20 protein-coding genes are annotated in these 20051 nt (G+C 45.4%); 11 read left to right on the plus strand and 9 right to left on the minus strand.

The window, feature by feature from the left end:
• Positions 1–62: 62 nt before the first annotated feature.
• Together pta and Q0895_RS05445 are read right to left on the minus strand one after the other, a co-directional pair.
• Positions 63–2207, minus strand: a complete 2145-nt coding sequence (gene pta, locus Q0895_RS05440) for a phosphate acetyltransferase (RefSeq protein WP_299186177.1) — start codon at positions 2205–2207, stop codon at positions 63–65.
• A gap of 97 nt (positions 2208–2304) precedes the next feature.
• Positions 2305–3537, minus strand: coding sequence for an acetate kinase (locus tag Q0895_RS05445; RefSeq protein WP_299186179.1), 1233 nt, complete (start codon positions 3535–3537; stop codon positions 2305–2307).
• Positions 3538–3994: 457 nt separating this feature from the next.
• On the opposite strand from Q0895_RS05445, the gene Q0895_RS05450 reads away from it, so the two are divergent.
• The 4 genes from Q0895_RS05450 to Q0895_RS05465 all read left to right on the plus strand — a co-directional run bounded on the left by Q0895_RS05450 (position 3995) and on the right by Q0895_RS05465 (position 7861).
• The gene (locus tag Q0895_RS05450; protein WP_299186181.1) at positions 3995–4309 is read left to right on the plus strand and encodes a lipoprotein; all 315 of its coding nucleotides are present in this window, start codon (positions 3995–3997) and stop codon (positions 4307–4309) included.
• A 40-nt stretch (positions 4310–4349) separates the two neighbouring features.
• On the plus strand, positions 4350–5705 hold the full coding sequence (lysA, locus tag Q0895_RS05455; RefSeq protein WP_299186183.1) for a diaminopimelate decarboxylase: 1356 nt from the start codon (positions 4350–4352) through the stop codon (positions 5703–5705).
• A gap of 235 nt (positions 5706–5940) precedes the next feature.
• A complete protein-coding gene (gene dapF, locus Q0895_RS05460) occupies positions 5941–6837 on the plus strand; it encodes a diaminopimelate epimerase (RefSeq protein WP_299186185.1) in 897 nt (298 codons plus the stop codon).
• A gap of 37 nt (positions 6838–6874) precedes the next feature.
• A complete protein-coding gene (locus tag Q0895_RS05465) occupies positions 6875–7861 on the plus strand; it encodes a tyrosine recombinase XerC (protein ID WP_299186186.1) in 987 nt (328 codons plus the stop codon).
• A 61-nt stretch (positions 7862–7922) separates the two neighbouring features.
• On the opposite strand, the gene Q0895_RS05470 is transcribed toward Q0895_RS05465, so the two are convergent.
• Positions 7923–8813 (minus strand): carbon-nitrogen hydrolase family protein, encoded by an 891-nt coding sequence (locus Q0895_RS05470; protein ID WP_299186187.1) that lies wholly within the window; start codon positions 8811–8813, stop codon positions 7923–7925.
• A 316-nt stretch (positions 8814–9129) separates the two neighbouring features.
• Here Q0895_RS05470 and rpoN point away from each other — a divergent pair, with 316 nt between their 5' ends.
• Positions 9130–10824 (plus strand): RNA polymerase factor sigma-54, encoded by a 1695-nt coding sequence (gene rpoN / locus Q0895_RS05475; protein ID WP_299186190.1) that lies wholly within the window; start codon positions 9130–9132, stop codon positions 10822–10824.
• Positions 10825–11234: 410 nt separating this feature from the next.
• Positions 11235–11615 carry a ribosome-associated translation inhibitor RaiA gene (gene raiA, locus Q0895_RS05480; RefSeq protein ID WP_299186191.1) on the plus strand — a complete coding sequence of 127 codons (381 nt, stop codon included), beginning with the start codon at positions 11235–11237 and terminating at the stop codon, positions 11613–11615.
• Positions 11616–11777: 162 nt separating this feature from the next.
• On the opposite strand, the gene thiS is transcribed toward raiA, so the two are convergent.
• From thiS to Q0895_RS05500, 4 genes are all read right to left on the minus strand, one after another.
• Complete coding sequence (gene thiS, locus Q0895_RS05485; RefSeq protein WP_058367968.1) at positions 11778–11978, minus strand: sulfur carrier protein ThiS; 201 nt, start codon at positions 11976–11978, stop codon at positions 11778–11780.
• An 84-nt stretch (positions 11979–12062) separates the two neighbouring features.
• Entirely contained in the window at positions 12063–12428 is a 366-nt protein-coding gene (locus tag Q0895_RS05490) for a DUF423 domain-containing protein (protein ID WP_299186194.1), read from the minus strand.
• A gap of 103 nt (positions 12429–12531) precedes the next feature.
• Positions 12532–13395 (minus strand): RNA polymerase sigma factor RpoH, encoded by an 864-nt coding sequence (rpoH, locus tag Q0895_RS05495; protein WP_197409062.1) that lies wholly within the window; start codon positions 13393–13395, stop codon positions 12532–12534.
• A 259-nt stretch (positions 13396–13654) separates the two neighbouring features.
• The gene (locus tag Q0895_RS05500) at positions 13655–14125 is read right to left on the minus strand and encodes a sulfurtransferase TusA family protein (RefSeq protein ID WP_299186197.1); all 471 of its coding nucleotides are present in this window, start codon (positions 14123–14125) and stop codon (positions 13655–13657) included.
• A 283-nt stretch (positions 14126–14408) separates the two neighbouring features.
• On the opposite strand from Q0895_RS05500, the gene Q0895_RS05505 reads away from it, so the two are divergent.
• Positions 14409–16106, plus strand: a complete 1698-nt coding sequence (locus Q0895_RS05505; RefSeq protein WP_299186199.1) for a M48 family metalloprotease — start codon at positions 14409–14411, stop codon at positions 16104–16106.
• A 42-nt stretch (positions 16107–16148) separates the two neighbouring features.
• Here the strand turns inward: Q0895_RS05505 and Q0895_RS05510 are convergent, their stop codons facing one another.
• Both Q0895_RS05510 and rpsU read right to left on the minus strand, forming a co-directional pair.
• Complete coding sequence (locus Q0895_RS05510) at positions 16149–16598, minus strand: GatB/YqeY domain-containing protein (protein ID WP_299186201.1); 450 nt, start codon at positions 16596–16598, stop codon at positions 16149–16151.
• 189 nt (positions 16599–16787) lie between these two features.
• Complete coding sequence (gene rpsU, locus Q0895_RS05515; RefSeq protein ID WP_010195908.1) at positions 16788–17003, minus strand: 30S ribosomal protein S21; 216 nt, start codon at positions 17001–17003, stop codon at positions 16788–16790.
• A 395-nt stretch (positions 17004–17398) separates the two neighbouring features.
• Here rpsU and Q0895_RS05520 point away from each other — a divergent pair, with 395 nt between their 5' ends.
• The 4 genes from Q0895_RS05520 (at position 17399) to crcB (ending at position 19991) form a co-directional block, all read left to right on the plus strand.
• Positions 17399–17800 carry a hypothetical protein gene (locus tag Q0895_RS05520; RefSeq protein WP_299186204.1) on the plus strand — a complete coding sequence of 134 codons (402 nt, stop codon included), beginning with the start codon at positions 17399–17401 and terminating at the stop codon, positions 17798–17800.
• Between the two features lie 46 nt (positions 17801–17846).
• Entirely contained in the window at positions 17847–18368 is a 522-nt protein-coding gene (locus Q0895_RS05525) for a c-type cytochrome (RefSeq protein ID WP_299186206.1), read from the plus strand.
• A 163-nt stretch (positions 18369–18531) separates the two neighbouring features.
• Positions 18532–19569: a tRNA (adenosine(37)-N6)-threonylcarbamoyltransferase complex transferase subunit TsaD gene (tsaD, locus tag Q0895_RS05530; RefSeq protein WP_299186209.1), complete on the plus strand. Its 1038-nt coding sequence runs from the start codon at positions 18532–18534 to the stop codon at positions 19567–19569.
• Positions 19570–19619: 50 nt separating this feature from the next.
• Entirely contained in the window at positions 19620–19991 is a 372-nt protein-coding gene (gene crcB / locus Q0895_RS05535) for a fluoride efflux transporter CrcB (RefSeq protein ID WP_299186212.1), read from the plus strand.
• Positions 19992–20051 lie beyond the last annotated feature (60 nt).

Genomic DNA, 20051 nt, shown 5'->3' on the forward strand with positions numbered 1-20051 from the left:
CCACAAAAAAGCCGACTATCTATATGATAGTCAGCTCTGAGTTTACAGCAGATGGTAGATGCTTAAATCAAATCGCTATAAGCCTGAATGGCAGTCAAAGCGATGGTATAAACGATATCATCAACCAGTGCGCCGCGCGATAGATCGTTTACTGGTTTATTCAAACCTTGTAGCATCGGGCCGACACTGATGACATTAGCGCTACGCTGCACCGCTTTATAAGTGGTGTTACCCGTATTTAGATCAGGGAAAATAAACACATTGGCTTGTCCAGCAACCTTGGAGTCAGGCGCTTTTTGTTTACCGACACTCATAACCGAGGCGGCGTCATATTGTAGTGGGCCATCAACCGCCAATTCAGGTGCGCGCTCGCGGACGATCTCCGTGGCACGTGTGACTTTTTCAACGTCAGCACCAGTACCTGAAGCACCTGTCGAATAGCTAATCATAGCGACTTTTGGCTCAATGCCAAACGCGGCAGCAGACTGTGCTGATTGAATAGCAATTTCAGCCAATTCTTCAGCCGTTGGATCGGGGTTGATAGCACAGTCACCATATACGACCACTTGCTCAGGCAGTAGCATAAAGAATACTGACGATACTAAAGAGTACTGCGGAGCGGTCTTAATCAGCTGAAATGCAGGACGTACGGTGTTAGCTGTGGTATGAATTGCACCTGAGACCAGACCATCGACCTCATCCATCTGTAGCATGATGGTGCCTAGATAAACCGTATCTTGCAGATATTCAGCCGCCATCTCTTCTGTCGTTTTACCTTTACGGCGCTCAACGACTGCCGCGATATATTTATTCATATCGAGCGTATCAGGGTCGATGATCTCAAGCCCTTCTGGCAAAATTAAATCGCGGTTTTTGGCGACTTGTTCGACATCCTCGCGCTTAGCGATTAGCACACAGTTAGCAATACCGCGGCTTTGACAGATACAAGCGGCTTCTACCGTGCGTGGTTCAGAGCCTTCTGGCAACACCACACGCTTTTTGGCATTTTGTGCTTTTACGACGACTTGATGACGAAAAGCCGCTGGTGATAAGCGCGGTTTGTGATCGCCGCTGAACTGCTCTTTGATCCAGCTTAAGTCTAAATGTGCGGCCACATAACGAGTAACGTCTAGCGCGCGCTCGGTGTCATCACTTGGAATCTCAGCACTCATGTGCATAAGGTTCTGCACGGTCTCATAACTATCGGTCTCGACACTCATGACAGGAATGCCAGTTTTGATCGCAGATTGCCATAGCTCAGCGACGGTCTCATTTGGTATCACGCCGCCTGTTAATACTAGGCCTGCCAAAGGAATACCATTGATACAAGCCAAAGCTGCGGCCAGTAATAAATCATCACGGTCACCCGGTACGACAATCAAAGTACCACGATTAAAGACTTCATCAATACGTGCAATCGAGCGAGCCGTTAAACTGATATGATTGATTCGGCGCGTTTTTGCTTCGCCGACGTTTAGCCAAGTGGCATCAAGCTCAGCAGCGATATCCCAAGTACGAGGAACAGATAACGAGTCGCTAAACGGTACGACACCGATTAAGCGAAATTGCTCAGTATCAAAATGCGGTGACAAGCGTTGCACTTCTTGAATGAAGCTCTTGTCAAGCTCAAAGACAGCTTCACCAGGGGCAACTGGCTGGTTCTCAAAGGTATTGGGCACATCGACTCGCATCAAGATGCAGCCTAACGTACGCTCACTTGCGATGCCGCCAAACTCACGCGCATGCATATCGAGCTTATCAGCAAGGTGGGCGGGGTTTTGGGTATCAGCCGTACTGACAAAGATAACTCTTGCATCAAGTGCGTGAGCGATAGCGCGGTTGACCTGGGCTGCATAAGAAGCTTCAGTCGTCGAAACCAAGCCTTCGCAAATGATCACATCTTGTTCACCTTCGATGGTGTGGTAATTAATAACCACTTCTTCCATCAAGTCATCAAGGTTGCCATCTCCAATCATACGCTCAACGCGCTGACGGTTGATGGACTTGGGCGGAGTGAGACCAAAAGCATGCATGGTTAATGCGCTTGAGCTGTCCAAGCTGTTTTGTTTATCAAGCGTATCATCTTGCAAAAACGGCTTCATAAAGCCCGCTTTGATACCGTTATAATCTAATGCGCGAATCAAGCCTAGCGCAGCTGACGTCACACCGATACCGCGACTGATAGGGACAAGTAATATGGTTTGCATAGCGTATCCTACTGTTTAATTATTATATCCTTGAGGGAGTTTATTATATCGAGGAAATCATAAAAAGCGCTTACTTCTTGTAGAAGCAGTCTGCTTTTTAGGCGATACCTAGCGCTTGGCGGGTCTCTTGCGCAATACGGCACTCTTCATCGGTTGGCACAACCCATAGCTCAATACTGCTATCGTCGCTATGGAAACTACCTTCGCTACCACCGACTAGGCTGGCGTTTTTGTCCGCATCAAACTTGATACCAAAATGACGCATAACATCTAAGATGCGTGCACGAGTCGTTTTTGAGTTCTCTCCAATACCACCAGTGAATACAATACCAGTAAATTCAGGCAGCGCACAGCTCAAGCTGGCCAGATACTTGCCAACGCGATAACAGAACATCTCAATGGCGAGCTGCGCATCTTTATGACCTTCATTGGCCGCCTCTTCGATGGTACGCAGATCGTTAGATAATCCTGAGATACCGAGCAGACCGCTTTCGCTATTGAGCATCTTATCGATCTCCTCTAAGCTCAAACCAAGCTGACGCTTTAGATGAATATGTAAGCTTGGGTCGACATCACCACTACGCGTACCCATCATCAGACCTTCAAGCGGTGTGAGCCCCATACTGGTATCTAAGCTTTTGCCATCATAGACAGCGGTCGCAGAGCAGCCATTACCCAAATGCGCGGTCAACCAACCATGAGGGCCTTTGGCATCTGTAATCTGGCTTGCTCGTTCTGAGACGTAGGCGTGCGAAGTACCGTGAAAGCCATAGCGACGGATTTTGTGGTCTTCATATAATGATTTTGGAAGCGGATAACGATAGGCAACTGGTGGCATAGTTTGGTGAAAGGCAGTGTCAAACACGACAACTTGCGGGATTTCAGGATAGATAGCTTGTACAGCTTCGATACCAAGCGCATTGGCAGGGTTGTGTAGCGGAGCCAATACCTTTAGGCGTTTTACTTCTGATAGCACATGTTCATTTACACGAACGGCTTCTGAGTATTCACGGCCGCCATGTACCACACGATGACCGACTGCAACGAAATGATACTGCTCGAGTAGCTCAAGGATTCTTTTTAAGGCCAGCTCATGACGGCCACCTGCAATGGCAATCTCTAATTTTTTGCCATCTAAGGTGTTGTGTTTAATACGGGCAGTGTCCAAACCGAGGTTTTCAGCAAGACCGGTGATACGGGTTGATTCATCTTCGCTGATTAGGGCATATTTGATAGAAGATGAACCACAGTTAAGTACCAAGGTAGGATTAGTCAGTGTTGATGTCGTATCTTGATCGCTGAGAGTGGGGTTAACGGCGCTGTCGCTCATGCTCTATCCTTAGATTATGTTTTATGAGGGGTGGTTGCTATACCTCGATAACTATAAGGTTAAAGATTGGCGCTCGTCAAGGCATCATAACATCTGTTCACTGAACATCGCTGCTGGCTTGCAGGAGCTATAGCAAGCGCTATAAAGGTAAGTTTGCTTGTTATCAAAATTGTAAGAAAGTTTGTCAGCAACATTCTAAACGCCTTTTTTGATAATCCGTAAGCATTTAAGCACAGACAGACTTACATGAGATAAATTAAGAATAGTCAAATAGATAGAAAGATAATAAGGCGAGGTTTTAGATCGATGTAGCCAAAAATCAGCAAAATTATCCGTCAATAAAACTCAAGACCAGCACAGCTTTAGTGAATAATGCTATGATTGGCTCGTGCTAAATTTTAACGCTCTTTTATAACACTTCTTATAGCGTCTCCACTGTTGCAAGGTTATCTGTCATATGTTTACTATACGCCGCTCTTTAGATATCAGAGGCACGCAAAATTTATCTGCCAACTCCGGTCGACATGCTATCTGGACATTGATGATTGGCAGCGCTGTTATGCTTGGTCTGTCAGGTTGCGGACAAAAAGGGGATCTTTACTTAGCAGAGCCTAGCAGTCAGACGGTTGCTGCCTTAGATCAACTAGATAGTACCAGTCATCCCCAAGATGCCGCTTTTGCTACTATTGATGATGACAACTATGACAAGAGCAGCTATTTAGAGCAACAGCAGGTACTGCCTAGCGCCAGTGACGATCCTAACGATTACTAACTTTAATAATTGATAACCTGATTAGATTTGAGAACCCGATATGAGTGAGACTAAATTGCAAGCTGGCGGTGTAACTATCCATACTGAGCAAGGAATGTATGTCGATCCGGCAGCCTTAACCAACCATTTACCCGAACTGCACTATAACCAAGGTGAGCTATGGATGGAGCAGGTAAGTATTCGTGAGTTGGTAGAGCGCTACGATACACCATGCTATGTATATTCGCAGCAGGCAATACTCGATGTGTATCAAGCCTATAGCGACAGCTTTGCAGCGATTGATCATCAGATATGCTATGCGGTAAAAGCAAACTCAAATCTTGCCGTGTTGGGTGTGCTTGCGACAGCAGGTGCGGGGTTTGATATTGTCTCGCGCGGTGAGCTTATGCGCGTATTGGCAGCAGGTGGACAGGCTGATAAAGTCGTGTTTTCAGGCGTGGGCAAAACCAAAAGCGATATCGAATATGCGCTAACTCAAGGTATTGGCTGCTTTAACGTTGAGTCTATTAGCGAGTTGACACTAATTAATGAGGTAGCACAGCAGCTTGATAAGCGTGCACCGATATCGCTACGGGTCAACCCTGATGTCGATGCCAAGACTCATCCATATATTTCAACTGGTCTAAAAGACAACAAGTTTGGTATTGCCCATGAAGAGGCCGTCGCTGTCTATGAGCAGGCCGCTGCTTTATCGCATATCGATATCGTTGGGATTGACTGTCATATTGGCTCACAATTAACGGAAGTCGAACCCTTTATTGCTGCTTTGGATAAAGTCATTGAGCTGGTCCATAGCTTGCGTGAAAAAGGTATTGAGCTGCGTCATATTGATTTGGGCGGCGGCTTGGGGGTGCGTTATATTGATGAGTCGCCCGTCTCTATTCATGACTTTGCGCAAGCACTCTTACCGAAACTGACTGAGCTTGGCTTACCAGTGTTTTTTGAGCCAGGTCGCAGCATGGTCGCCAATGCCGGTATTTTGCTGACCCGTGTCGATGTATTAAAACCAACAGCGCACAAAAACTTTGCCATTGTTGATGCTGCGATGAATGACTTGATACGTCCAGCGCTTTATCAAGCAGAAATGGCAGTGATTCCTATGACATTATCCAGTGAAGGTATCGATACAGATGACACCCAGCCGTGGGATATCGTCGGGGCGATTTGTGAGACTGGGGATTTCTTAGCAAAAGATCGTCTATTATCACTTGCAACAGGCGACGTTTTAGCCATTACTGGTGCAGGGGCGTATGGCTTTACCATGAGCAGCAACTATAATTCACGCCCGCGCGCAAGTGAAGTCATGGTTGCAGGAAGTCATCATCAGCTAATTCGCAAACGTGAAACTACTGAAGCTCTATATGCAGATGAGATACTTTGGCAAAATGCAAAGTAGAGTGCATTACAGATAGAGTAGCTGCCAATCTTACCGCTGTAATAATGACCCATTGTTATCATGACAATGGGTTTTTTATGGCGCTAATTATGGTCGCTATGGGTTTCATTGTGATAAGTACAGTTATTTATTGTTTTAATGGATTCCTGCAGTCTCCAACGCGTTGATAGTTATCATTGTGACAGACAGCATGCTAATATAACAGACACATAAAAATAGAATAGGACAAAGGGATATGCTAATAGAATTTACCAAAATGCATGGTCTGGGCAATGATTTTATGGTCATTGATTTGGTAACTCAGCGCTTGGATTTGACCAAAGAATTGGTGCAGTTATTAGGAGATCGGCATTTGGGTATTGGCTTTGATCAATTGCTCGTCGTCGAGCCACCAATGCGCCCGGATGTTGATTTTAGTTATCGTATTTTTAATACCGATGGCACAGAGGTTGAGCAGTGCGGTAATGGTGCCCGCTGTTTTGCCCGTTTTGTGCAAGCGCGTAAATTGTCATTTAAACAGCGCTTACGTGTCGAGACCGCAGGCGGTATTATTGCTTTGACCACTGATCGCTATGGCTGGGTTGAGGTGGATATGGGCAAACCCAAGTTTGAGCCAGATGAGATACCATTTACGCCCAGAGCGACGACCAAAATTCAAAACGCCTATCATCTAGACGTCAATGGTACGCCTGTGCAGCTCTATGTTGCCAACATGGGCAACCCGCATGCGGTTATCAAAGTCGACGATGTGCTTGATGCTGAAGTCGAAACGTTGGGCAAAGCCATTGAGTCACATCCAGCATTCCCAGAGCATGTGAATGTAGGTTTTATGCAGATCATGAATCAGCGTCATATCCGTCTGCGTGTCTATGAGCGCGGCGTCGGTGAGACCCAAGCGTGCGGTACAGGTGCTTGTGCGGCAGTAGCCATTGGTGTACGCGAAGGCTGGCTTGATGAGGGCGAAGAAATACGGGCGCAGCTATATGGCGGTAGTATGATTATTCAGTGGCAACCAGGCTATTCAGTGATGATGACAGGCCCAACTGCCTTTGTTTATGAAGGTGTGTTTAGCCCAGATGGTTTAATGGCGCAAGCAGGAATCAAACCCAACCCAGTCAACTCATCAAACTGAGTCAACTACTTGGTATTTGAGGCATCAAGGACAACGTATGTCTATTAAAGATGACTATATCTATATGCCTGCTGAATCTGTAGAAATAGATAAGGCGCTACGTGAGCTATTATCACCAGTGCATCGCTGGCTAAACACTTTGGCTGTGCGCAATCACTCCGTGCATACTTTAAAGTCTTATTTTGCTGGACTAAATCAGCTCGCGTTGTTTTTACGTGGTAAGCAGCTGAGCTGGACACGCTGTGATAAACGCACACTTGCGCAGCATATCAGTCAACGCTTGGATGAAGATAAACTGGCGCTGGCAAGTGTCCAACAAGAGCTGTCAGCTATTCGGCATTTTTATGGCTGGATGATTGAGGAGGGGTTGGCACGTATCAATCCCACCACTGGCTATCAGCTAAAACGCAGCGCTAGACCATTGCCTTCTATTGCTGATGTGGATTTACTGACCCAATTGCTCGATCAAGAGATACCTGATACACCCGAGCAAGCCCGCTTGTGGCTACGTGACAAAGCAATGTTTGAGCTACTATATAGTAGTGGTTTGCGGGTAGGTGAGCTGGTAGCACTTGATATCAGTGATGTAGATTTGTCCGACTTGCGGGTGCGGGTCACAGGTAAGGGTAATAAGACTCGTCTATTACCGTTAGGCGAGAAGGCTGCCGCTGCCATCAATCGCTATTTACCGCATCGTAACTTATGGGTAGAGCAGCAAGACAATGCTTTATTTATCAGCGAAAAGCTTGGCACCCGATTATCTACGCGGGCCGTGCAGCAGCGTCTGAAAGTAGCAGCAACGCGAGCTGGTATTGCACAAAACCTATATCCCCATCTACTGCGCCATTGCTTTGCCTCCCACATGCTCTCAGGTAGTGGCGACCTGCGTGCTGTCCAAGAGATGCTAGGCCATAGTGATATCAGTACCACGCAGATCTATACTCATGTTGATTTTGCCAAGCTGACCCAAGTCTATGACCGTGCCCATCCGCGCGCTACGCATACGCAAAACGAGAAAGACTAGAGCCACATAAAGCCAAACCATACAATGAGATGACACGCGCTGTGCTTAGAGATGTCTTGGATTATGCTAAGCGATGACACTGAAAAATAGGCATTTTTTGTCGTCCCTGTTCTTGAGCAGGTTTGTCTAAGTCTGCGAATACCAATGCATAGTTTTTGTCTTGGGTTTGATTATCTAGATGGCTGTTATCATAACAGTCTTTGACAGTACCATTAAAATCAGTAATAGCGGTATGTCCCCATGTTTGACGAATGTTACCATTTTTGTACGCGTGATCACCGCCTTGCGCCGCCCCAATCACCATACATTGACTGTCTAAAGCACGAGCCTGCAAGAGCAGCGACCAGTGCGCTTGTCCTGTCAAATAAGTAAAAGCAGAGGGCGCGCTCAACAAATCGGCTCCAGCTTGACGTAGACGCTGAGCTAGGGCTGGGAAGCGCAAATCAAAACATACCATCATTCCAAGTTGATAGACTGAGTCGTTTGCTTCAACTGGCGCCACTACTGTCTGCATGCCAGGCTCAAACGTTGCCGCTTCGTTGTAGCTGCCTTGTTTGTCAGCCACAGTTGCAGTAAATAGATGAATCTTGTCATAGCGTGCGACCTGCGTCCCATCAGGACCAAACAGCTGGCTGACTTGGCGTAGACGTCCATCAGGTACGACGACACCATCCGGGCGATAAGAACACGGTAGCGATCCTACCAATAAATAAACGCGGTTGGTACATGCATAGTCTGCCAGCGTAGCTGAGAGAGACTCAAAACGCTCAGCAGTCGCAAACTGCCGTCCCATACTACAGCAGTTCTCAGGCAGCACTATGAGCTGCGCTCCTTGAGCACAAGCTTCCTCAATAGCAGATTTGATAGTCGCTAGGTTTGCATCGATGTCTTGTTGGCTATTCATTTGTACAGCAGCGACCGTAAGTTTATGATTATGCAAGTGGTTATTCATGTATTTATTCTCAGTTATTGTTTTAAGATATAAATTATCATAGCAAAATCAGGGCAAATAATGCTATCGTCATTGTTTAGGACAGTTGTACTGCCTAACATGAGCAGCTTGAAAAATGGTTTAACACGCCTAATCTCATTTATGCCACGATTAAGTAACGGTACTTGTTTTGCTTGCTATTTTTATTTTTACAAATGGTATAAGCTTATAAAGATGCATACGCTTAAAAATGTGCGTTGTTGTCCATAAGCAGTCGTTATCCATGAGCCGTAAATATATGATTAAAATAATAACATTGGAGTGTAATACATAAGCTATGAGTATGTCGTTTGGATTGGCGACCACGCTATCTACCTCCCAAAAGCTAACCCCGCAAATGCAGCAAGCCATCAAATTGTTGCAGCTCTCTAGCCTTGAGCTTGCACAAGAGGTCCAAGCGAAGCTAGATAGCAATCCATTACTTGAGCGCGTCGAGGAAGATGAGTACGAGTATGACGACAGTGGTGATACGTCAGCAGATGCGTTAGATGACTCCTTAACGCTTGAGATGTGGAATGACAATAGCGAGGTAGGTCTATCGACTGACATGTCTGACTCATCGGATGGTAATGATGATTTTGAATATGGTGCTACTGAGTATGATGACACTTTTAGTGATAGCTTAGACAAACTGCAACAGGCAAACATTGATGGCAGTGCTATGGATCACACTGATATAGACAATGATTACTCAAGCAGCGACTATCAAAGTACAGATACCGATGAAAGCTATGGCAACTATGATATTGGTAGCTTTAGTGGGAGTAGCGCCGCAGCAAACACAGATTACGACGAGCTTGATGACTATCAAGGAAGTACGAGTGCCAGTATTCAAGATTATGTACGTTGGCAGCTGAATTTTAAACATCTCTCAGATTCAGATATGCTAGTAGCAGAGTATCTGGTAGATTCGATGGATGATATGGGCTTTGTGCAGTTGGATATTGACGAGCTGTTCAAAAGTTTCGATACAATGGCAAGCTTTTATCAATGGGATGAGCAGATTGAGCGTGACGAGATAGAAGTGGTGTTGCGTATCATTCAATCTTGTGACCCGCTTGGCGTAGGCGCACGTAATCTAAGTGAGTGCCTTGCAATTCAATTGAACAAGCTTGATCCTAATACGGAACATTTAGCGCATGCTCAGGCGCTGCTATCTGCTAGTGATTATTTGGTTAGTAACAATATCAAAGCGCTGACTGAGACCACAGGTTTGTTACCTGCGCATATTACCCCTGCTATTAATTTATTGCGTACCTTAAACCCCGCACCAGGTTTGTCCTTTCAAAACACGCAGCCCGACTATACCCAACCACCAGCCAGCTATGATATTCCGGATGTGTTGGTGACCCCGGTCCGTCAACCGCCCAATAGCGAAGCAAAAGAGGGCGGCTGGCATGTGCGTCTAAATCCAGCTACATTACCAAAACTGCGGATCAATCAAGAGTACGCAAGTTTGGTGAAGCGCGGTGATGACAGCCCTGACAATCAATATTTGCGCGAAAACCTTACAGATGCACGACTGTTTATTCGTAGTATCGAGGAGCGCAATCAAAACTTGTTAAAGGTCGCCACTAGTATCGTGCGCCGACAAGATGAGTTTTTGCAACATGGTGCCACAGCGATGCAGCCGCTGATCCTAAAAGATGTCGCAGAAGAAGTAGAACTGCATGAATCTACCGTCTCGCGTCTGACCACTAGCAAGACGATTTTAACCCCTCAAGGCCTATTTTCTCTCAAATACTTCTTTTCATCCCATGTCAGTAGTAATGATGGGGACATCTCGTCCACAGCCATCAGCGCTATGATTAAGCAGCTCATCAGTGAAGAGAATCCTAAAAAGCCCCTATCTGATAGCCGTATTCAAACTCAGCTACTCACTGACGGTATAGATATCGCACGACGTACAGTAGCCAAATACCGAGAAGCGATGAATATCAGCTCTTCTACGCAGCGCAAAAAGAAATATTAAGAACTGCTTATCTTGTAAAGAGTGCTTCAACTATAAAAATTGGATAATAATAAATAAAAGATTTGGCGCTTTAATAGAGGCTGATATCTACTAGAAAGGTTGCTTTATACGAGGTTATAAATAAAAAATAAAAATTCCTGATTATATAGAATTGTGCAAATAACAAAAGGTCTGGTTACGTTTAGTTACAATATAGCGTATTGCTACTTATGTGCTTTCATGACAAATTAGAGGCATATCAATAATAAATTTGCAGCAGTTAATCTATATTATGAATAGGTGGTTGTTAGAGGATTTACCACAGAATGAATATATGATGACTCTACTTTTGTTATTGATAAGGCAAGGTGGTATAGGCCGGAGTGCCAAACCATCTGTTGACTATGAGTAATAAATATAAGGATCAGCATATGAACGTTTCTATCAGTGGTCACCATATCAGCGTAACCGATGCAATGAACACAGCTGTACGTGAAAAACTTGAAAAAGTAGAGCGTCACTTTGATCAGATTCAAAGTATTCAAGTGATACTATCGCTAGATAATAGTGGAGCAAGCGACGGAGGTAAGAAGAGTCATAAAGCCGAAGCGATCATGCGAGTCTCAGGTCAAGAAATGTTCGTCCAAGCGTGTGAAGATGATATGTATAAAGCCATTAACGAGATGGCAGACAAGCTTGATAGACAAGTGCGCAAATATAAAACTCGTCAAGAGCGCAAAAAGGTCCGCGGTGCAGGACGCGAGGGACGCTATGAAGATGTGTTGGGAGCTGAAGCGGCTCCAGCGACTTAGTGACAGCATTAGTCAGTTAACAAAAAATCAGGCAATAAAGGCCCAATAAATACAATAAAAACTTAATAAAAAAGGGATAAATAACATATAAAAAGACCTCAACATATGATGTGTCGAGGTCTTTTTATATGTTATTTGTTTGAGACAAAAGGCAGATAAGATCTAACCACCACCGACTGCTTGTACGACTTCTATATTCATACCTTCGACGATACGTAGCTGTGCAAGCTCGCTCTTAGGGACAAGCTCACCATCAACTTCGACCGCATAGCGACCACTGCTCAGTCCCAGTTCATTAACAACTAACTGGACAGTTTGATGAGTGGTCTGTAATGTTCTTCCATTGACATGAATAGTACTCATAATATTTGTTCCCTCAAAACAGTGATTCAACTCAATAGCTATTTGATTGGTCATATTAGGACTATGACGTTTTACATTTTAACGTTATCTACTCATTTTAAACACAGTGACGGCAAGCCAGAGCCAGCCTGCTATTAATAAAATACCGCCCACAGGCGTTATGGCCCCAAACCAACGCGGTGCGCCTAGAGTCATCGCAAACAAGCTACCGGCAAATATGATAATACCAATCTGTAGTAGCCAAGCACTAACGTGAGTGGCATAACCTAGGCGAATCAAGAGTCCGACGACCAATAACCCAAGTGCATGAATAAATAGATACAGCGTTGCTGTATGCCACCACTCAAGCTGCTGAGCATCGACCATGCTTTTGATAGCATGAGCACCAAACGCGCCTAGGCCAACTGCAATAGCGAGATTTATCGCTGCAACACTTATCCAATTTAACATGCGACCACACTTGTTATAAGTTATACATTTAGACTGTTAGAAGTATATTTGACTATTCATTGAATACTATCTTATACGTTCAGTCTTCATAACAAAAAGATATTTATTGAATGTCATCAGGCAAAATGACGCTCTCAATAGTCATCGCATCACGAATTTTGTCCATGGCATTTTTTTCGATCTGACGTACTCGTTCTGCTGAGATAGAGTAGACGGCAGCCAGCTCATGCAAGGTAGACTTTTGCTCTGTCAGCCAACGCTGTTCAACAATATCACGCGAGCGATCATCTAAGGTATCCATCGCTGCTATCAATGCTGATGAGTTACTCTCTTCCCAATCAGACTCTTCTATCATCTCAGCAGGATCAATACCGTCTTCTAAAAACAACTGCGGTGCATAGCGTCCATCATCATCGTCACTTGATTGCGTCTCAAACGATGCGTCGTATGACGTCAGACGCGACTCCATCTCTAGCACTTGCTTACGTGTGACATTCAAATCCTTTGCGATAGCATCTGCTTCTTCTAATGTCAGCTGATTATTGGTCTTTTTGAGACTACGTAAATTAAAGAATAACTTACGATGTGCCTTAGTAGTGGCAACTTTCACAATGCGCCAGTTACGAATCACAAATTCATGAATTTCAGCTTTGATCCAATGCACTGCAAAAGACACCAAACGTACACCCTTATTGGGATCAAAACGTTTGACCGCTTTCATCAATCCTAAATTACCTTCTTGAATCAAATCGGCTTGCGGTAGACCGTACCCTGAATAACTACGAGCAATATGAATGACAAAACGCAGGTGTGACATGACCAGTAAGCGTGCAGCCTCAACATCGCCTTCATCGTAGTAGCGATGGGCAAGCTCTTGCTCTTGAGTCGGTGTCAAGATAGGGATTTGATGGACAGTATTGATATACGCACCCAAATTCACCCCTGGTGCAGACAGATGAGTCGGCATGGCAGGTACTAAATCGCGTGTACTGGTGTCTTCTAGTGCACTGGCATCGTAGGGTGGGCGCTGCGCTGCAGCATTCAGCGCCGCTTCACGTGCAGCATTTTTTTCAGTACCAGCACTGTCTTGCGTCTTTTTTGTTGTGGAAGATTCAGTAGATGGAGTAGTCATATTCTTGACCTTGATTAAATAGGTAAGCAAATATTAAACGAGCAAATATTCAGATAAAAATCTTTATTGTCTTAATTGTAAAGGATAGCGACGCTTAGTTGCTATCGGTTTTGGTAATGATGAAGTGAAATATTGTATCGGAAGTCTTCGTTAAGGTGCTATCCGTCTCTTGCCCAGTAGTCGTTTGATTCACAGTTAAAAGCAGCAGCTCGCCATCATTGGTTTGACGCGATTGATGACAAAATGCCGTAATATCTGCTTGAGAGTTGGGATCAGTTGCCACGACATATAACGACTCACCACTAACGACACTACGTAGTGCGACTTTAGTTTTTAACAGTGGCATGGGACAAGCAAGTCCGCGTCCATCCACCATACCTTTTACTTTAATGACAGGCTGCGTATGGTCTAGGGCCTCTGTTGACTCAATATAGTTGATGCAGTAAGTTGGTAATAAACGTAGTAATGACGCAATCTTAACCTGCTCAGTATCAGATAATGATTGCTGTAAGCAGACCTGATGAGGTGCGTATATCGTAGTATTCAAATTGCCTTTTGCAGACATAGATAAAATCCTTAGCATCTGAGTCTTGATTAATTAAGCTTTAAAACTCAACGTTTAAAGTCGTTGTAAACTACTACAAAGTAAAACCATTATAATTATGAAACATAGTTATGCTAAAACAATGGTTATATTATAACAAACTGTAATAGAGCAAAAGCAGTTGAATATAGTCATCGTTATGATTGACCTATTAAAATTACCCTAAGAATTGACGATAAGCAGTCAACCTTGTATAGCCAAAAAACGCTATGGCCATCAGCAGCTAATAGAACAGGACATATCTTTGAATTATTCAAATCGTTTTTTAAGCCTTGAATCTACAACAAACCAGCGTGCAGTCGACACGCCGCATACGCGATTGTGGACGTTATCCCAGCTATATAAAAAGCCTACATTACGATATGCAGGCCTGCTTATGTTCTCAATGCTAGTTGGCCATCAGAGCTACGCTGCTACTGTTACCTCGCAGCCGACAACACCATCAACGCCATCAGCATTAATGACTGGCTCAACGTATGGCACTTGGCAAACTGAAAAACCTGATGAGTTACAGCTACCAAATTTGCAAGGTCAGGGTCTAAGCTTCGCTGACCAGTATCAAAACAAACTACTGGGTGAGTGGTCACTACAAAATATCAATGGTCGTGCCAAGATGGAGCATGATCCTTGGGTGCAAGAAACCATAAAAGACATGACATGGCGCCTCAATGCCCAAGTACGGCAGCAAGCACCTTTAGCCGTGGTCATCATTGATAACCCAAGTATCAATGCCTTTGCCGCGCCAGGGGGCGTTATAGGTATCAATACAGGAACGATACTAGCTGCCAGCAGCATGGATGAGCTGGCAAGCGTCGTGGCTCATGAAGTGGCTCACATTAGCCAGCGTCATTACGAAAGCGGTACCGATGAGCGCAAAAAAGCCATGTTGATGCAAATAGGCGGCATGCTGGCAGCTATTGCTGCTTCAGCAGCCGATGGTGATGCTGGTGCCGCTGTCATGATGGGCAGCCAAACCGCTGCCATGAACAGTAGCATGGCTTTTAGCCGTAATAATGAGCGCGAGGCTGACCGCGTGGGTATGCAGATTATGACGCAGGCAGGTTATGACCCAAGGGCGATGCCGAGATTCTTTGCCACAATGAACCAGCAAAACCAGTTAAATCAAGTTGCCAATCGCTTTTTGCCAAGCTTTGTACGCTCGCATCCGCTTAGTAATGAACGCCTAAGCGAGTCACAAAGCCGAGCTCAGCGTTATCCCTCTTTATCATTGACCCAACAGCAGCGTCATCAAGCTTTATTTGATCTGCTTTATTGGCGAGTACAGACGACGGGCCAGCATGTCTCAGAGACAGCTTTAACGACTGCTGCCAAAAATAGCGTTGGGGCAAAGCTGGCATTGATGCATTGGTATGGCGAGCAGCAGCGCTTTGATGATGCCAACGACATACTCGCAGAGCTAAACAAACTGCCCGCGGCGCAGCGTCAAAGACTAGAGCCACTATTATCGATTACTCATAGCCAATTGTTAACTGAGCAAGGTAATTGGTCAAAGGCCGCAGACGTATTGGCAGAGCAACAGCGCCTTTATCCTGAGCGCCGCGATTTGCGTTTGTATTTGGCAGAGGCGCTGACCAATAGTAACCAGCCGACCCAAGCACAAGCGCTACTCAAACCTTTGACCCAGCAGCAGCCAAGCGATCGCTACGCGTGGCAAAGCCTACAGCTGGCTAATGAAAAGCTGGCCAAAACCGCTACATCGCCACAAGTTGCCCGTATCGCTACGATTAACGCGCTTCGTTATCGCAGTCATGATCAGCTATGGAATGGCCGTTACGAGTCGGCACTTATCTCACTTACGCAGGCCAAGCAGTTAACTGAGCAATTACAAGCTGGGGCACAGAGCAGCAGTGCTCGTCCATTATTAGCAAGTATTAAACAGGAGATTAAAAACGTAAAAACCGCCAAAGACTTTAAACCTTAGGCGGTTGTTTATATAGTATCTGCTATGATTAAACGGTCGCGATTAGCCTTGTAGTGCTTCTTTGACCAGCTTAGAGATAACAGCAGGGTCAGCGCGACCAGCAGTTTTATTTTTAAGTACGCCCATGACGCTACCCATATCACGCATCGATGTTGCGCCTTGTTCTTTGATTTCTGCATTGACCAAGGCGGCAAGCTCAGCATCATCCATCTGTTTTGGCATAAACTCGTTGATGATATCAATCTCAAACTGCTCTTTGGTCGCTAGGTCGTCACGGCTATTTTTAGTAAAGATAGCCAATGACTCTTGGCGTTGTTTTAGCTGCTTTTGTAGCACTTCTAAGACGCCTGCATCATCAAGCTCTTTTTGACGGTCAATCTCGATTTGTTTGATGACCGCTTGCACATTGCGTAGTACTTTGACGCGCTCAAGCTCACGCGCTTTCATAGAAGCTTTGACACTGTCCGATAAGTTTTGTTTAAGTTGGCTCACTATTATTATCCTTATTCGTTAAATTTTATTCATTAGGCTTTTAAAAGAGGCAGTTTTTAATTGACTCGTTAATAAAAGCCTGTGTAAACAACAGCAATGACAAAAATTGTAGCATAAAAAACGCCACTGTTATTCATCGATAACAGTGGCGTTAGTGTAGCGCTTGTACTTAACTAATCGTATTATTGATTAGTACATACGAGTGGTACGAATAGTTTCGCGTTGTAGTTTTTTCTTATAACGCTTTACGGCAGCAGCTTTTTTACGTTTGCGTACTTGCGTTGGCTTTTCATAAAACTCACGCTTACGTACGTCTGATAATACACCGGCTTTTTCACAAGCACGTTTGAAACGGCGGATAGCGATATCAACTGGTTCGTTTTCTTTAACCTTAACTGCAGGCATGAAGACTCCTTGATTAGGATGAGATATAAGGGCATTAGTTCGGCTGTGTATTAGTATTTAGCCGTAATATCTCAAGATTACCGGCATCAGCTCAAACTAGGATAATTTTGCGCTATAGCACAAGGGCAGGTATTTTAATAAAAAATGGCAACAAAGTCAATGCTTTTAGTACATCTAACTATCGGTGCTGTTATGTAAGATGGATGATAAATATACACCTTTGTCCATGTTATAAATCTTTGTAACCTCGATTGAAGCTAAATAAATGAGGATAAGTGTAAGAACAAAAAACCCTTACTGCGTATAACGGTTTGGTTTGAGTTTATGCTATGATAATTCCCATATAGCAGTAGGCATATTCAAGATGATGTGTCCATTTTATTAAGGGTGTTGGAATGAAAAAAACAGTACTAAATACAGCGTTAAGTGCGGCAATGGTTGTTACTCTTGGGCTTGGCGTTACCGCCTGTAGTGGTGATAAAGAAGGCGAATCTCATGAGGTCTTAGCAGTAGATAGAGTGGAGGAAGCCGCTGAACTGGCTCGTCAAAATGCACCTGAAGCTGAAGACATGGAGTTTCCAGAGACAGCGCCAATGCCTGTAGAGGGAGAGACTGCAGTAGACGGTACAGAAGCAGGAGCTACTACGACTACAGAAGAAGGCATGACTGAGCCTGCTACGGCAGAAGCTACTGCTGATGATACCAATACAGACGCCGCGGTGGCGGATAATGCAAATATGCCAGCTACTGATGCCGAAACAACAGAGAGCGACGCTGAGCCAGCGACGACTGAATAGCTGCTCATATAAGCTGCTTATATAAACTACGAAAGGAGCTGTGCTGATGATAAAAAAACTAACTTTATCTGCTTTTGGTATTGGCACATTGTTGTTATTGAGCGCTTGTAGTGGTGACAATACCACTGCTGAAGAGCCTACTACAGTCAATGAGTCAACCGAGACCAGTATGGCGGTAGAAGAAGCGCCTATAACAGATCCCGAAGCGTCTGAGACTGTGACGTCTGAGACCATGACGTCTGAGCCTGTGGTTGAAGCTGAGCCAATTGAAGTGGCGATGGCTGAAGAAGTAGAACAAAAAACAGCTGCTGAGCCTGAAGTGTTGGCGGCTGATGCAGGGGCGAAGCTATACGATTCCAACTGTAAAGTCTGCCACGAAGCAGGTCTGCTCGATGCACCAAAATACGGTGATAAAGCAGCGTGGGCGCCGCGTCTTGCTAAGGGAATAGAGACGCTACATATGCACTCAGCGCAAGGCTTTAACAAGATGCCCGCGCAGGCGACTGACAAAGTAAGCGAAGCGGAGGTCTATGCTGCCGTTGACTATATGGTCGAGGCGGTTAACTGATACTTTATATTAGAGTATATTGGCTATTGAAATTTGCTAAACTGACCGTCATTGTGACAGACAATGACGGTTTTTTTGTGCAAGTGTGTCAACTATCAAAAGATAAAGACGCGCAAAAAACATGCAGACCAAGGTATGATCAAGGTATGATAAAGGCAAAAATATGAAGGTATTGGGTTTAGAGACATCTTGTGATGAGACGGGGCTGGCGATCTTTGACAGTGAGCAAATGGGTAGCGACAATCAAGGTTTGGTCGGGCAGGTACTGTACTCTCAAATAGAGCTGCACGCCCTTTATGGCGGCGTGGTACCCGAGCTTGCCAGCCGCGATCATATTCGCAAACTGGTGCCATTGCTCAATGAGCTGCTCGAGCAGTGCGATGTCAAAAAAAGCGAGCTCGATGCCGTCGCTTATACCAAAGGCCCAGGCCTAATCGGTGCGCTAATGACGGGCGCGCTGTTTGGTCGCAGCTTAGCATATGGCTTGGATATCCCTGCGATTGGGGTCCATCATATGGAAGGGCATCTGCTGGCGCCGCTGATGGGTGCCAATCCACCAGCGTTTCCGTTTGTCTCGCTACTGGTATCTGGCGGGCACACGCAGCTGATCGCCGCACACGGTATTGGACAATATGAAATCCTAGGTGAGTCGATCGACGATGCCGCGGGTGAGTGCTTTGATAAAGCGGCCAAAATGCTCGGCCTGCCGTATCCTGGTGGCCCTAATATCGCTAAATTAGCCGAAAATGGCGACCTCAGTGCTTATGATTTGCCGCGTCCGATGCTGCATCGTGGACTGGACTTTTCTTTTAGCGGTATGAAAACAGCGGTGCACAATCTCATTAAGGATACAGATGGCTCTGACAGCGACCCACAAGTGCGCGCCGATATTGCCGCCAGCTTTCAACACGCCATGGTCGATACGCTAGTCAAAAAATGCGTGAAAGCGTTAAAACAAGTAGAGATGAGTCGCCTAGTGATTGCGGGCGGGGTCAGCGCCAATACGCACTTGCGTGAGACCTTGGAGCGTGAGCTAGCCAAAATCAATGCCACCGTACATTACGCGCCGCCAGCGTTATGTACTGACAATGGGGCGATGATTGCTTATGCTGGCTTTGAGCGTCTGCAAGCAGGGCAGGCTGATGATCTAGCCGTCAGCTGCGTACCGCGTTGGCCGATGACGGAGCTACCTGCGGTGTAATGTCTAGCAGGCATATAAAGTTTAAAAGCCATACAAAGGAAGGATAATCTATGCAGTGGCTTGCCATTGGTTTGGGAGCAGCACTTGGCGCTTGCCTGCGGGCGTGGCTATCGCGTTTTAATCCCGTACATAGCTGGATACCGCTTGGTACGCTTGGCGCGAATGTGTTGGGCGGTCTGCTGATTGGTCTGGCATTGGTGTGGTTTGAGCGCATGGGGAGCCATTTGCCTGATCATGCACGGGTATTTGTGATAACTGGGTTTTTGGGCGGATTGACGACCTTTAGTACCTTTAGCGCTGAAGTGTTTGGCTTTATCCATGATGGACGGCTGCTGGCGGGTTTAGGACTTGTGGGTTTGCATGTGGGGCTGACATTACTGGCAACTGTGCTTGGCTTTTATTTTTGGGGCTGTAGTAGATAAGGATTAAATATCACACCATTTTCTCAAGGTTTTCAGCTGATTAGATGGTGAGCCATAGTT

This window comes from uncultured Psychrobacter sp., assembly GCF_947495825.1.
In the GTDB taxonomy this organism is placed as follows: Bacteria; Pseudomonadota; Gammaproteobacteria; order Pseudomonadales; family Moraxellaceae; genus Psychrobacter.